Source organism: Rhodocytophaga rosea, from assembly GCF_010119975.1.
Classification (GTDB): Bacteria; Bacteroidota; Bacteroidia; order Cytophagales; family 172606-1; genus Rhodocytophaga; species Rhodocytophaga rosea.
Genome location: NZ_CP048222.1, coordinates 295623 through 309794 on the forward strand (window position 1 = coordinate 295623; position 14172 = coordinate 309794).

At 40.5% G+C, this 14172-nt stretch carries 14 protein-coding genes; 6 read left to right on the forward strand and 8 right to left on the reverse strand.

The features are described 5' to 3' along the window. Positions 1-15: 15 nt before the first annotated feature. Both GXP67_RS01340 and GXP67_RS01345 read right to left on the reverse strand, forming a co-directional pair. Entirely contained in the window at positions 16-381 is a 366-nt protein-coding gene (locus GXP67_RS01340) for a hypothetical protein (RefSeq protein ID WP_162441500.1), read from the reverse strand. Between the two features lie 102 nt (positions 382-483). Beyond that, positions 484-1017 (reverse strand): DUF2911 domain-containing protein, encoded by a 534-nt coding sequence (locus GXP67_RS01345; RefSeq protein WP_232064858.1) that lies wholly within the window; start codon positions 1015-1017, stop codon positions 484-486. A gap of 371 nt (positions 1018-1388) precedes the next feature. Here GXP67_RS01345 and GXP67_RS01350 point away from each other — a divergent pair, with 371 nt between their 5' ends. Continuing rightward, entirely contained in the window at positions 1389-2027 is a 639-nt protein-coding gene (locus GXP67_RS01350) for an FMN-binding negative transcriptional regulator (RefSeq protein WP_162441501.1), read from the forward strand. 114 nt (positions 2028-2141) lie between these two features. Next, complete coding sequence (locus GXP67_RS01355; protein WP_162441502.1) at positions 2142-2684, forward strand: YfiT family bacillithiol transferase; 543 nt, start codon at positions 2142-2144, stop codon at positions 2682-2684. A gap of 5 nt (positions 2685-2689) precedes the next feature. Here GXP67_RS01355 and GXP67_RS01360 read toward each other — a convergent pair whose 3' ends face one another. Both GXP67_RS01360 and pafA read right to left on the reverse strand, forming a co-directional pair. Then, positions 2690-6079 (reverse strand): M6 family metalloprotease domain-containing protein, encoded by a 3390-nt coding sequence (locus tag GXP67_RS01360; protein WP_162441503.1) that lies wholly within the window; start codon positions 6077-6079, stop codon positions 2690-2692. A gap of 229 nt (positions 6080-6308) precedes the next feature. After that, a complete protein-coding gene (gene pafA, locus GXP67_RS01365; RefSeq protein WP_162441504.1) occupies positions 6309-7943 on the reverse strand; it encodes an alkaline phosphatase PafA in 1635 nt (544 codons plus the stop codon). Between the two features lie 99 nt (positions 7944-8042). Between pafA and GXP67_RS01370 the strand changes: the two genes are divergently transcribed. After that, positions 8043-8486 (forward strand): hypothetical protein, encoded by a 444-nt coding sequence (locus tag GXP67_RS01370; RefSeq protein ID WP_162441505.1) that lies wholly within the window; start codon positions 8043-8045, stop codon positions 8484-8486. A 195-nt stretch (positions 8487-8681) separates the two neighbouring features. After that, positions 8682-9158, forward strand: coding sequence for a terminase gpP N-terminus-related DNA-binding protein (locus GXP67_RS01375; RefSeq protein ID WP_162441506.1), 477 nt, complete (start codon positions 8682-8684; stop codon positions 9156-9158). Positions 9159-9227: 69 nt separating this feature from the next. On the opposite strand, the gene GXP67_RS01380 is transcribed toward GXP67_RS01375, so the two are convergent. Then, positions 9228-9671, reverse strand: a complete 444-nt coding sequence (locus tag GXP67_RS01380; RefSeq protein ID WP_162441507.1) for a hypothetical protein — start codon at positions 9669-9671, stop codon at positions 9228-9230. A 409-nt stretch (positions 9672-10080) separates the two neighbouring features. Here GXP67_RS01380 and GXP67_RS01385 point away from each other — a divergent pair, with 409 nt between their 5' ends. Together GXP67_RS01385 and lhgO are read left to right on the forward strand one after the other, a co-directional pair. Further along, positions 10081-10890, forward strand: a complete 810-nt coding sequence (locus GXP67_RS01385; protein WP_162441508.1) for an aldo/keto reductase — start codon at positions 10081-10083, stop codon at positions 10888-10890. A 163-nt stretch (positions 10891-11053) separates the two neighbouring features. Further along, on the forward strand, positions 11054-12250 hold the full coding sequence (gene lhgO, locus GXP67_RS01390; RefSeq protein ID WP_162441509.1) for an L-2-hydroxyglutarate dehydrogenase: 1197 nt from the start codon (positions 11054-11056) through the stop codon (positions 12248-12250). A gap of 48 nt (positions 12251-12298) precedes the next feature. Here the strand turns inward: lhgO and GXP67_RS01395 are convergent, their stop codons facing one another. The 3 genes from GXP67_RS01395 to GXP67_RS01405 all read right to left on the reverse strand — a co-directional run bounded on the left by GXP67_RS01395 (position 12299) and on the right by GXP67_RS01405 (position 14143). Beyond that, positions 12299-12922 (reverse strand): tetratricopeptide repeat protein, encoded by a 624-nt coding sequence (locus GXP67_RS01395; RefSeq protein ID WP_162441510.1) that lies wholly within the window; start codon positions 12920-12922, stop codon positions 12299-12301. Between the two features lie 11 nt (positions 12923-12933). After that, positions 12934-13140: a hypothetical protein gene (locus GXP67_RS01400; RefSeq protein WP_162441511.1), complete on the reverse strand. Its 207-nt coding sequence runs from the start codon at positions 13138-13140 to the stop codon at positions 12934-12936. Positions 13141-13330: 190 nt separating this feature from the next. After that, a complete protein-coding gene (locus tag GXP67_RS01405; protein ID WP_162441512.1) occupies positions 13331-14143 on the reverse strand; it encodes a hypothetical protein in 813 nt (270 codons plus the stop codon). Positions 14144-14172: the final 29 nt, after the last annotated feature.

The following is a 14172-nucleotide window of genomic DNA, read 5'->3' on the forward strand; positions in this document are numbered from 1 at the left end:
TAATGAAATGTAATTCTAATGTGACAGGTTAATTACTTCCATCTGCTCAATGTTATACTGGCCGGTAGTAACCGTGAAATTGAAGTTGCGGAACATAGAAAACAACTCTTCAAAGCTCATTTCCATTTTAAATTTGTGTACCAGCAACTTGCCATCTTCACCCGTCCGGTCTTGCATTTGTTTATCCAATGCATACAGCGTAACAATAGGCTGCTGCTGAATATACACTCGTAAGGCAACCGCTTCAAACCGTTCCGGATCGTAAATGGCAATTCTGGAGGCAATCAGGTTAAGGTTTTCTCCTTCTTTCAAATTAATGGAAACAACGCCAACAAGGTCGTCATAACGGGTTTCACTGGGAGGCAACTGTGGCTTTTGCATACTATAGCTGTTTGATTCCTTGTACGGCAAGAATTTACCCGAGGTTTACATGTTGATGAGTGGCAGTAAAATAAAAAGAATTCATCTCAACCATATATTCAATCACTTCCCAACACCAATAGGAATTGCTACTTTCGTCTGGTCCCAGGCAAGCAGCATATCTACCCGGTTATTGGCATCTACAAAATCGATGGTAAACATCTCTGTTACTTGCGGCGTTTGCGAAGCAGGAACTTGTATCCTTGCTACATCTTTAGCTTCATTATAATTGAAAGCGCCCCACTGGTCTAATTCACTATTGAGAATAACTGTCCACTGGTCTGGCTGCGGAATGGTAAACAAAGTGTAGGTCCCTGCTGCTACCGGCTTATCCCCAAAACTCACAGGCTGAGTAAATGTGATTTCGGTCGCTTCATTGGCTCCGGTACGCCATACTTTTCCATAGGGTTCCAGTTGTCCGAAAACCACTCTTCCTTTTTTGGAAGGCCGGCAATATTCAACTTGTATTTTTAATCCGCCTTTATCATACACAGCAGTCGCTTCCGGACTGGATGATTTGGTATACATACGCATGCCATAATAAGCCGCCGCCAGCACAACTATTATAATTCCAATAATGATCAGAGCCTTTTTCAATGTATCTTTTATTTAGTTTGTAAAATCCAAATCTAAGAAAATTGTACAAACAGGCAATATCAAAATCATGCTGATCTTGATTTACCCTTCATCCATAGTTTAATTGCATACACATGCAATATTTACCGGAATCAAAGTTTTACTTTTACTGGCTGCAGTATTTTAACTATCTTTTCAAACCAGATTAGCAGGCATTCATGCAAACCAAATTTTCAGATACAAAACCAGCCGGTCAGACATAGATTTCTAACAATAGAGCTGATAATTACCCTCCGGCAAAACTCAGATAAGCTCTAATTGCTTACAATCAATTGTAGCTTGACTACTAAATAATCTTCAGTTTATTAATTTTAAAACTTCAGATCAAACGTATGTATATTAATAAATTCAACCTTGAAACAAATTTTGACAGTATTCTTCCCTTTCTGAAAGAAAACAACTTTGGCATTCTGGTGACCGCAACAGCCGGACACCTGGTTGCCACACACATTCCATTCGAAATTACCAGTGATACTCCAGATCAATTAGTATTAAGAGCTCATCTGGCAAAGGCAAACAAACAATGGAAACAACTCTCTGCTAATACAGAACTACTTGTCATTTTTCAGGGACCTAATGCCTATATTTCACCACGATGGTATGATCATATCAATGTCCCAACGATGAATTATATAGCAGTACATGCGTATGGAAAGCCCCGGATTATTGAAGATAGTGAGGAAGTATACGCGATTTTGAAATCGCAGATCGAATCTTTTGAAAAGGAACATGTGTCAGCTTATAATATTACCACTATGCCTGAATCTTTCCTGCACGCTGAAATGAGAGCCCTGGTTGCACTTGAAATTAAGGTGGAACGTGTAGAATCTAATTTTAAACTGAGCCAGAACCGGGATGAGAAAAATTACAGAAATATTATTGAGGAGCTTGAAAAACGCAACGATGCAGGCTCACAGGCAATAGCTTCCCACATGAAAATAGTATATGCCAGAGAAGGGTATAAGAAATAATTACTGAATTACTGAATTACTGAATTACTGAATTACTTTTATTTATTCAGCTTTCATTCTGACCTTCGGTAAGACTGTAATCTCTGTAATTTTACTCAATCACTCATTCTACATATGCAACCCACAGAAAATAACAATTTGAGTTATCCCATCAGGAAATATCAGGCGCCTAATGTTATAACGCCGGAGCACATTCAATCCTATATTGCAGATATTGCCCTTGCCCCTCTTCATTTAAAAAAGGTGGTTGCCGGTTTATCTCCTGCTCAGCTAGATACGCCGTACCGACCTGGTGGCTGGACAGTAAGACAGGTTGTACACCATGTACCAGACAGCCATATAAATGCGTATGTGCGTTTCAAGTTTACACTTACAGAAGAAGAGCCAACCATTAAACCATATAATGAAAAATTATGGGCTGAAACATATGATGTGCAGGTTACACCTATTGAAACTTCGCTCACCCTATTAGAAGCCCTGCATCACCGCTGGGTATTATTGCTCCAATCCCTGTCTGCAAAAGAGATTAAACGTAATTACCGGCACCCGGAACTTGGTATAGTTTCCCTGGAATGGGCTATAGGTTCGTATGCCTGGCACGGCAAACATCATGTGGCACATATTACTTCCTTGCGGAAAAGAATGGGCTGGATGTGATTTATCTATGGAGTAAATACAATTTTTTTATATAAAACGCCTTGTGAAGTGGCCAGTTGAATCACATATATTCCTGGCTTTAAACCTGAGGGCTGCCATTGTACTACATATATCTGTTCGGCATCAGCAGTAGTTTGGGTTAGGTCAGCCACCTGTTTGCTTTGCATATCATACACCTTTAGGCTGGCTGGCGAGTGTACGGCAGAAGAAAAACGGATTTGTGCATGAACCTGAAAGGGATTGGGATATACTTCCAGTAATACATCACTTGTAGGATCAGTATTGACAGCTAGTCTGGCTGTAGAGGTATTAACCTTGATAATGGGAGCAGCAGGCAGTTTTACCAGCCAGTAGTCGGTACTTCCTCGGCTTGCCTGTGTTTTATCGCCGCTGATGCCAGAATCTGATCGGCCACCCATGACGAATGAACCCTGCTTGGTTTGTAACAGGCTTCTCAGTTCATCTGCGGCTAAACCTCCGAAACGCTTATCCCACTGTTTATTGCCTGCCCCATCGGTCTTTAACATCCAGAAATCAGTACTTCCCCGGCTGATTTCCGTCTTATCTCCACTGATGTTGGAAGCTGATTTTCCACCCATCAGGAAACCTCCGTCTGAGGTTTGTATAATGGTCCGGAGTTCTTCATTTTCAGTGCCACCAAAGCGTTTATCCCAGAGTTTTACACCTGATTCATTCAATAAAAGCATCCAGAAATCAGTACCTCCCCGGCTTGCCTGTGTCTTATCTCCTCCGATACCTGACGTTGTAAAGCCGCCAATATATAGATTGCCGGTTGCTGTTTTACCGATGGCATACAGTTCATCGTTGCCACTGCCTCCATACCGTTTGTTCCATATTTTACTGCCACTCGAATTAATTTTTAACAGCCAGTAATCTCTGCCTCCCCGGCTGTTTTCCGTACGGTCGCCACTGATGCCAGAAGCAGAACGCCCGGCCAGTACGAAACTACCATCAGCTAAGCTAACGGCTCCTTCCAGAAAATCATCGCCACTACCGCCAAACGTTTTGTCCCACATTTTTACGCCATTCAGACTCAGTTTAACTACCCAGTAATCTTGTCCTCCCTGCGAGTTCTGTGATTTATCTCCATCTATGCCGGAATTGCTGTAGCCAGCCAGAAAGTAGCCATCTGCCGTTTGAATCACTGTCCGTAAATCTTCGCTTCCTAAACCTCCGAAACGCTTATCCCATTGTTTGATGCCTGTACTCGTAATCTTTACAATCCAGAAATCAGTTCCTCCTCTTCCAGCTTCTGTTTTGTCGCCGCCTATTCCTGAATTTGAATTGCCACCCAGCAAAAATCCACCATCTGAAGTTTGTATTACTGCATTCAAATACTCAGCGCCCGAACCACCAAAGCGTTTATCCCACTGTTTATTGCCTGCCCCATCTGTTTTAATGATCCAGAAATCGGTACTTCCCTGGCTAATTTCCGTCTTATCCCCATTCTTCCCGGATAAACTATACCCGCCCAGTAAAAATCCACCATCTGAAGTAGGAACCATCGCTGCTAAATTATCTCCATAATTACCGCCAAATGCTTTATCCCATGGCTTTTCGGCAGTTAGAGTCTCGATAATAAAATTTGTTTGGCTTGCAATAATTCCGGAGGGCAAAGTCAGGCGGATCAAACCGGTGGAAGCACCAGCCGGAACAGTCGCCTGAATGGTGTAATCATTGATCTTAGAAAAAGAAGCATTTACGGCATTAAAACTTACCGCAGTGGTACCGGAAAGACCAGCGCCAGTGATTTTCACAATTGCTCCTGCTACACCAGAGGCTGGAGAAAAGCCAGAAATAAATGGACTTACCGTTCCCAGCGTAAACCAGACTTTTCCTTCTCCATCTACTGTGATATGACGTATATTAATCCCTGTTTTAGCATTAGTATAGGTTAAAGAACCAGGCTGGGTACTTTCATTAAATACAGTTTTGCCTGCGCTGCCAGGATACAGATCTCCTGCATCTCCCCGGTTATTCTGATTGTCAAGTTGATTCAGGCCATCAGCTTCCTCCAGATCAACTCCTTTTAGTTCTTCCTCCGCATTTACATAATTAGCACTGGGATACATTGAAGTTTTTGTGGTATTGATGTGCCAGATGGCCAGCCCGCTTCCTTTGAGCGAAATATCCAGGCCAGTTTTTTGACGGTTCTCCAATAGAAAATATTCATTGGAAAGAGGTGTATTAATTCTGTACACCTGGTTCGTGTTACTGGCAGCCTGTAAGGAATAGGCTCCCTTGCCTGAAAGCACTTGAGGTGTAGTCCAGCCTAATGCGCTTCTGCTCCAGGCACACATATTTCCCGGGGTATGTTCATTTCCCAGCCAGTTGGCACTGGCCATCAATGACCATTCTCCTGCCCCTTCAGAACCTCCATCTGTGTCATACAAATCTGGTAAGCCCAGATTATGGCCAAATTCATGGCAAAAAATTCCTCGTCCCACCATATCGTTCGTATACATACGGCGCTCTGGTGTAATCATATATTCGTCTATCAATACCCCATCATACATCACCTGATTGGCGCCTATAGACAATAACCAGCGGTGCGACCATATGTATTGCGACTGGCTTCCTTCTTCTGCTCCCGGCCCTGCATGGGCAACAATAACTCCATCCACTTTCCCATCTTTATCATTATCATATTTTGAAAAATCTACACCAGCCGCCTGTGCTGCATTTACTGCTTCTCTAACCAGGGTTGTAGAAACTGTCCAGCCATTCTGGCGGCCATAATAGGCGTAATTATTGGCAGCTGTGTACCACCCAAATACATCCGTAGAAACATTCAGTTTTCCTGCCGAACTGGTAACATAAAAATCTTTGAAGCTTCCAGTTCCTCTATAATTTACCTGGTTCATTAAATTATTAAACTGGCTGGTTGTATAGGTATTGGGCAGATCAGGATATTTGATTAAAATAAGCAATGCCTTCACGGTACCTGATGTAATGGCACTTTCAGTGATCATCGTAGAAGAACCTGTTATGCCTTGTGTAAAAACTGCTGCATCTGTAGCCACAACACCGGGCCGTATAGATTTGGTTAAATTGCGCAGAAAAACTTTTTCCGCAGCGGTTCTATCGGCTGCATCTTTGGCAGGAATTCCGGAAGGTAAAAGTTGCCCATTGCTCTTTCTCGCATATTCATACTTACCCTTGTTAAGTACAACTGTATAGCCATCCAGGGTTTCTGTCCAGGAATGGAGCATATTGCCTTTCCCTATAATGGTTAAGGCCGAGCGATCAGGTTGCTGTATAGTTACCGGATACGGAGATGCCGGACAGTTGGATGGTGATTGAGCTATTGCTTTACTGCTTAGCAAACAAAGAAAAACAAATACTTTTAAACGCAGAACGTATAAGTATATCATAAATAATAATAAACACTTCTTCCCTTAACAGAAACGAGAAATAAAAACCTTAAGACCTTGGAAAACAGCCAGTATCAGAGAGCAGGACTATCAAATATATAATTTTTACTGGGAATATAATAATTGTCCGGAAACAATATTTTTTTCTTACCAGTCAGAGAAATAACACAAAAATTCAGAAGTAATATATCATCCGGAAGTTATATTTCAGACACAGAAAATTGATATTTTACTTTTCTACCAACGTTTTAATAGGTTGACCGGTACATCCATTTGGAAAAGAAGTATTGAGAAAAGCAGCTAATGTAGGCGCAATATCTGTGATGTTAACAGGCTCAAAGGTACTGCCTGGTTTTATCTGCCATCCATACCAAAGCAAGGGCACATGCGTATCATAGCTATAAGGAGAACCATGCGTTGTACCGGTTTTACCAATTTCCATCCAGGCTGGCAGCAGGGTAACTATCACATCACCTGAACGCTGTGCGTGGTAGCCCATCTGGATCAGCCGGTTTACTCCATAACTAAATTCACCGGTCCGGAGGGCATAAGACGGAAGCGTACTTGCAACCCCAGTCATTGCAAGGGCATAGTCTGCTACTTTTTGCTCTACTTCCTTCAGGTTCAGATTTTTAGTATGAATCACCTTCTGGTTCAGATAGATCTGCTGGTTAATAAACCTGGTCACTAAAGAATCTCCATACTGCTGAAACAGAAATTTTCTCAAACCAGAAAGCTGTGAATGATCAAAAATTCCGGCAGGTACTTTTCTATCTGAAAGGAAAGCTGGTACATCAGCTGCGGCATGATCTGCAGTAAGAAAAACAAGCACTTTATTTTTGCCCAGATAGGTATCCAGAAACGTTAGTAGTTGTGCAATTTCCTGGTCTAACCGCAGATAGGTATCTTCCAGTTCAATGGCCCGTATGCCATATTTATGGCCGATATAATCTGTAGAAGAGAAGCTCACCGCCAGAAAATCAGTAGCCTTTCCTTTTCCCAGCTTCTCAGCTTGTATGGCTTGGAGTGCAAAATCTTTCACAATTGAATTACCAAATGGGGTGCTGCGGATCAGTTCAAATCCTTCAGTCTTAAAAATTTCCGGCAGGTTATGCGGGAAAACCGGATTTTGTTCGCCTGAATACTTGCCTTCATAGGGAGAATCATCGGAAAGGCTTTCGGTGTATTGATTTATAGCTAACAAGGGTGTCCAGGGTTTGCTCAGGTAGCTGGCAGCCACTCCTTTTTTGTTGAATGCTTCTACCCAATCCGGAAGGGTTTGCATATAGTAGGTAGACGTAATAAACGCGCCATTCTGACTATCGAACCAATAAGCAGCATTGGCCAGATGTCCAGCCGGAAGAATAGATCCCCGGTCTTTGAGCGAAATCCCAATCACCTTTGAAGAAAAATTACTACTCAGCCTCAATTCATCAGTAATTGTGGTGGTAAGCATATTGGCAGGCGACATTTGACCAGCAACAGAAGTACTTCCTACGGTTTGAACCGTTTTATCATCTGTACAATACATACTGGCACCATTTGCCTGTACATGCCAGTTATTACCAATGATTCCGTGCACCGCCGGGGTAGTGCCGGTAAAAACTGAAGCATGCCCTGGAGCAGTATAAGTAGGCAAATAGTTATAATTAGTGTTCCGGCAAAAATAGCCTTCATTCACCAGCCTTCTGAATCCATTTTTACTGTACTTATCCCAGAAGCGATAGATATAGTCATACCGCATCTGGTCTACTACGATACCTATTACTAACTTAGGTTGAGCAGCTGGGGAATTGGTCTGTTGGGAAAAGGCAAAGTGAACGGATAATACAAGTAATCCAATAACAATACGCGTCAGTTTCATGTTGATGTGGACAATAAGATGCGTGCGAAATTAATTTATATCCTTTGCTTTCCAGGCATCTTCACAAAAAAATAATACAAACTTTATTTTACGATCCTTATGCTTTTGTTGGTGTTGAATCTTGTTGTTTCTGCGGTGCTTACCGGACTAATCTGGTTTGTACAGATTGTGCATTATCCCCTATTTCTGAAAATACCTGCGACAGCTTTTAAAGATTTTCAAATGCAGCATATGCATACTACTACACAGGTAGTGAGTGTGCCCATGCTTGTAGAACTTCTGCTCAGTATCGGATTACTCACGGCAACTTACCCCGGAAAATCTACCTTTACGCATTACTGCGTTTTTGTTTGTATTGTGATCATCTGGCTGGTAACTTTTTTTATATCTGTGCCCATTCATAACCAGCTTGTTTTGTTGGGATACAATGAATCACTTATAAAACAACTCGTAACCACCAACTGGCTGCGTACCTTCGCCTGGACACTTCGTACCCTTCTCCTGCTTTATATACTTACCAGATATTTAGAATTTTACAAATAAAGGGTTTTACACAAACCACAATAATCTAGATAAAATTTACTGTAATTTATCAACCACCTACCCAGCCATTTTCGTTTAATATAAGGACTGCCACTATAGTACCTAAATTGTAACTAACAGAATTTGTTACCTCTGATGAGTGAAGGTGTATTTACTATGAAAAATTAAATATTGGCATAAATATTACACAGGATTATGGGATTGGGAAATAGGGTTATCTATAAAAACAAGCTGGGGCTTTTTGTGAGTGTCTCAGTAATACTGATCCTATTTCCAGGTACTCTTAAAAACAAGCAGGCAACTGCATTTACCTTCACTCCTCCCGCTTCAGTCGAAACTATAATTGAGCAAGAATCAGATTCAATCTCTTTCTATCAAACCCTGGAACAAGCGGTTGCTTTCAGAAAACAGAATGAATCTATACAGGGTTCCTCTATGGGCAGTTCAACATCCACCAATAATGCAGAGAATGCATTGCCGCTTGTTGTTACTACACAAGTTCAGGCTGAAAATCTGTTTGATCAGGGGTATTCTGTGAGCGATATTGCAAAAGAACTGCAAATTTCCAAAAAAGAAGTGCGCAAACTAAAAAAGAGACTCAGGAAAGAAGAGAAAGCCGCTATTCAGCAAAGAAAGAAGATTAAAAAGAAAAACGATACTGTTAACAGCTAATTATTGAGACAACAAAAAAGCACTTCAACTGAAGTGCTTTTATATAAAAATGGTTTGTTTTAACCTCATTTACGCTACTTGCAATTCAGCATCAGTTGAATACTTATAAGGTGATTTCAGGCAAGCAATTTTTTCACATAAATCCGGATACATACTGATATCAACTGCATCTACGCCATGTAACTGGGATTGCAGTTTAATCCATATATTCTGAAATTCATGTGTAGTGAGCGTTTTTACATAGGCATTTAACCGGCGTAAACTCATTTTTTCCGCCTGAAAAGAGATAGTATCAGGCTCTAGATCATCCACCAATACCATTTCACGTTTCCTGTTTCTGAGCTTATTATCCAGCATCCATTCCTGCTTGAAATATTGGGCGTCAAAAGGAAAATATTTGTAATAAAGGAATAAAAACTGCTCAGTGCTGGCAAGCTGATCCAGATTATGAGATTCAGTAATAGACCGGTCAATCTTACTGATAGTACAGTTTCTGTGTGTAGTCTTATCCATAAAGATTTATATTGTAAAAGTATAGTCGCAAATTTTCTGCCAATTTATTACAGTGTATGATTTCAGGTGGTTTGTAAGTGTATGTACGGGAATAAGTACGAATATGTTTTGTATTATTCAAATATTATCTGAATGCGTTTTAGCTTAACTCTATATCCTGATTCTCGTGAAATGAACGTTATCGCCTCAAATCTTTGCCCCGTACAATTGTAAGAAAGTACCAGAACCCCATTCTGCTCTCTATTGTGGTTTGTAGAAAAGGTAACCGCTTTACTAAACTAATTTTTTTTGCAAGCAGCGAATAGTAACCTTTATAAATCTAAATGTAGGAAAAAAGGGTGTAAGAATAAAACATTTTCTCTAAGTTTCAGGAATTTATTTTCTACGATTAGCTATATATCTGACACCCATGATCTTTCAATCCATACAAGGAACAAAGGTACCTGCCCTGGGATTTGGTACCTGGAAACTCAATGGTTTACCCTGCGAGGAAGCCGTACAAGAAGCCATTGATATAGGCTACCGGCATATTGACACAGCAGCCATGTATGGCAATGAGGAATACGTTGGGAATGGAATTCAGCTGTCTGGCATAGCCAGGAACGAATTATTTGTGACCAGCAAAGTATGGCATACTCATTTAAGCAAAGAGAAACTGAGATCATCAGCTGAAGATAGTCTTCGAAAATTAAATATTGGCTATCTTGATTTACTGCTTATTCACTGGCCTAATCCGGATGTTCCATTAGAAGAATCTATTGGAGCTATGCTGGAATTACAGCAAGAAGGAAAGATAAGACATATAGGCGTAAGCAATTTTTCGACTACATTGCTGCAAAAGGCCTTACAATTCACTGCTATTTTCTGCAACCAGGTAGAATATCATCCATATCTTTCACAAAAGCCTTTGCTTGATTTATGTCAACAACAGGGTATTCTACTCACGGCATACGCACCTGTAGCGCATGGAGAAGTAATGCACGACCCTGTTTTGCAGGAAATTGGTAAAAAGTATGGTAAATCGCCGATCCAGGTTACGCTCCGCTGGTTACTACATCAACCTTTTGTTGCAGCCATTCCAAAAGCCGGAAGTAATACCCATCGCAAGAATAACTTTGATATTTTCGATTTTACTTTAAAAGAAGAAGAAATGCAGGCTATTTTCAAGCTCAATCGCAACAGTCGGATGGTCAATCCATCCTGGGCACACGAATGGTAAGAATAGTAATCAAAATGGTATTCAATCATATTTTATTATTACACACTTTAATTCTCACATCCTATTGATAATTTTGTACTTTGAGTGTATGGAGTTACCTTTAGAGCCTCAAACGTGATTTATAAATAGGAAAAATATTACACACTATTTACCCATATATCCTGTGAACTACGATATTACTATTATTGGTGGCGGTATTGTTGGCCTGGCCACCGCTCTGCGGCTCAAAGAGAATAAACCAGAGCTCAAAATTGCTGTGCTTGAAAAAGAAAATCAGGTAGCTAAACACCAGACTGGTAATAATAGCGGCGTTATCCATTCCGGCATTTATTATAAACCCGGCAGCTTAAAAGCAACCAACTGTATCAGCGGTTACAATCATCTGCTAGAGTTTTGCCAGAAAGAAAATGTTCCCTATGATCTATGTGGCAAAGTAATCGTTGCCACCAGCAAAGAAGAACTTCCGGCGCTGGAAAATATCTACAAAAGAGGAATTGAAAATGGTCTGACCCAGATAAAGAAGATAAACCAGGAAGAGGTAAAAGCCTATGAGCCACATGTAAACGGAATCAGTGGCATCTGGGTACCCTACACTGGCATTATTGATTATAAAAAGGTATCAGAGAAATATGCTGAAGTATTTAAAAAGAAAGGCGGCGAATTATTTCTGGGAGAAAAGGCAGTCAATATAAAAAACATCAACGGGCATTCTGAAGTAGTTACAGAAAACGCTACTTATAATACCAAACTGGTTGTAAATTGTGCCGGTTTGTATTCAGACCAGATCGCGGCCATGAACCGCAATAAAATGGACATCCGCATTATTCCCTTCCGGGGTGAGTATTATGAGATTAAAAAGGAAAAACAGTACCTGGTGAAAAACCTGATCTATCCCGTGCCAGACCCGAATTTCCCATTTCTGGGCGTACATTTTACCAGAATGATGAAAGGTGGCGTAGAAGCCGGTCCGAATGCGGTATTTGCTTTTAAAAAGGAAGGTTATAAAAAAACAGATTTTAACCTGGAAGAAGTAAGTGCTGCCCTGGCCTGGCCAGGATTCCGAAAGGTAATGATGAAATACTGGAAAACCGGTCTGGGAGAATATTACCGGTCATTCTCAAAAGCTGCCTTTACAAAAGCCCTTCAAAAGTTAATTCCTGAAATACAGGAGAATGACCTGGTACCCGGAGGTGCCGGCGTACGGGCACAAGCCTGTGACAGAACTGGTGGTTTGCTGGATGATTTTATGATTCTGGAAGATAAGTATATCATCAATGTATGTAATGCCCCTTCTCCAGCCGCTACTTCTTCCCTGTCTATCGGGAAAACCATTTCTGAAATGGTACTAAAAAGATTCTAAACCTCTTTTATATACTTTGTAAAAAGGCGTTCTGCGAACGCCTTTTTTTTATGCTTTGCTCATGCCAAGCCGTAAGTACAATTCTCGTACCTGCTCCTGTAACCCAGGTTGATTAGGACAAATTTCTAATACTTTTTCCAACGCTTTTAGAGCGGCTCTGTATTCTCCCATTGCCAGGTACACGGAAGCAAGCCCGGATATAGCTCCAAAATGGCGGTTCTCCAGAGATAGCGTTCGTTCAATATCCTGTAAAGAGGCACTATATTCACCTTTCAGGTAATAAGCAGTAGCCCGTTTATTCCATCCTTCTGCAAACTCAGGTAGTTTTCGGGTGATTTTTGAAAATATATGGATAGCTTCCTCATAATTGCCTTGGGTCATCGATTGATTGCCTTTCTCCATCAGGGCATCAATATCTGCTGTACCACTGCTCATCCAGATTTGCCAGATCTGCGATTGTATGGCTTTTACTTCTACTTCGTCTTTCGCTCGTTGAAGTCTGGCAAATAAACTATTCAGTTCGTGTGAGGGATTAATGTATTGAACATTCATTACTGGCAAAGTCTTTTTTACCGATTGTAACACAGGAGGTTTACAGACAGATATCAGCAATATCAGACATGGCAATATCAGCAACAGAATAGAAATTCTTAATAACAACAATGTTCTCATACGCTGATGATTTAAGGCTGTGTAGGCGTACCAGGTTCTGTTACCGGAGGAACATAAGGATTAGGCACCTGTGGTGTGATCGGCTCTTTTAAAGGTGGTGTTTCAGCAGGTTCAACTGGCGGAATATATGGCTCAGGCACCGGTTGCACCGGCGAAGGCTCATGAATGGGCGGAAATTCAGGATTTTGGCCTGGGCCTGGAGGATATATCATCTTCATCGTTTTAGCTGTGTGGGTAAAACAAGTAATTTCAACACTGGCTGGATCGCATATTGTTGTTCAGCCTGGTATTATCCGCTTACGTGTCAGATGAATTGGGGGTTGTAGGGAAGAGAATAATCTTATAGTAGAAAAATATAAACCTTACTATAAAGTGACTAAGATTAAAAATTGAGCATTTTTCTATTTTCTAATAGATAATCAATTGATCATATACTTCATAACCAGGAATAGTTTTGATTATGTTCATTACCTCATCATACTCTGCATTATTGATGTTTCGGATAAGGGAATAGATAACTTTTGTATGTTCTCTGTCATTGATATCATTTATTGAATGTTCAGTTTCAATGGCAGCTTTTAAAAAAGGCTTAGCAACTGCAGGATCATAAGCCAGAATGGCTAGATATAAAGTAGTAAGCCAAATATTGTGTGAATCCGTAGTTAAAGCTTGCTTTTGCAAAGATTCAAGGGTAGGAAGAAAGGTTGAGTCAGGAAATTGCTTTATTGCATGAAGTCCATCATTGATGCAGTTAAGCTGAAAATATCCATACTCTTGGTCATTCTGTAACGCATCCAGAATAAGTTGCTTGTCATTCGGATTCTGGTATTGGGCTATATGATGAAGCAGGAAAAAATATTGCTTTTTAGTGTAGAGCTGTTTTAACCTTTTATAATATGTATTATTCTGCTTTAACGAATCGGTGTAAATAAACTTATAATAAAAGTCATTTTTTGAGTCAAAATCCGCAAATAAGAGAATACTATCGATTTTCGCGCGCTCTCTTTCATTAAGAATATAAATAGTGTTGTAAACAAAAAAACTGGAAACTGAATTTACATTCACACCTCCTCCAATGCATCCCCAGGTTTCTTCAATAAGCACTGAACTGTCTTGTATATTTTGTAGGAGCACATCATATAGTGGCGCTTTTCTTTGAATGAGTCCCAACAACGCATACCCTTTTATCACTTCATTTTTGTGATTGGTTAATGCATACAACTCTTCTGTTGTAGCCGTATTAAGCAACT

Excerpts from the sequence above, each read along its gene's own strand:
- GXP67_RS01340 (WP_162441500.1), bottom strand. The coding sequence starts at position 381 with ATGCAAAAGCCACAGTTGCCTCCCAGTGAAACCCGTTATGACGACCTT.
- GXP67_RS01350 (WP_162441501.1), top strand. The coding sequence starts at position 1,389 with ATGTATATTAATAAATTCAACCTTGAAACAAATTTTGACAGTATTCTT.
- GXP67_RS01355 (WP_162441502.1), top strand. The coding sequence starts at position 2,142 with ATGCAACCCACAGAAAATAACAATTTGAGTTATCCCATCAGGAAATAT.
- GXP67_RS01360 (WP_162441503.1), bottom strand. The coding sequence starts at position 6,079 with ATGATATACTTATACGTTCTGCGTTTAAAAGTATTTGTTTTTCTTTGT.
- pafA (WP_162441504.1), bottom strand. The coding sequence starts at position 7,943 with ATGAAACTGACGCGTATTGTTATTGGATTACTTGTATTATCCGTTCAC.
- GXP67_RS01370 (WP_162441505.1), top strand. The coding sequence starts at position 8,043 with ATGCTTTTGTTGGTGTTGAATCTTGTTGTTTCTGCGGTGCTTACCGGA.
- GXP67_RS01375 (WP_162441506.1), top strand. The coding sequence starts at position 8,682 with ATGGGATTGGGAAATAGGGTTATCTATAAAAACAAGCTGGGGCTTTTT.
- GXP67_RS01380 (WP_162441507.1), bottom strand. The coding sequence starts at position 9,671 with ATGGATAAGACTACACACAGAAACTGTACTATCAGTAAGATTGACCGG.
- GXP67_RS01385 (WP_162441508.1), top strand. The coding sequence starts at position 10,081 with ATGATCTTTCAATCCATACAAGGAACAAAGGTACCTGCCCTGGGATTT.
- GXP67_RS01395 (WP_162441510.1), bottom strand. The coding sequence starts at position 12,922 with ATGAGAACATTGTTGTTATTAAGAATTTCTATTCTGTTGCTGATATTG.
- GXP67_RS01400 (WP_162441511.1), bottom strand. The coding sequence starts at position 13,140 with ATGAAGATGATATATCCTCCAGGCCCAGGCCAAAATCCTGAATTTCCG.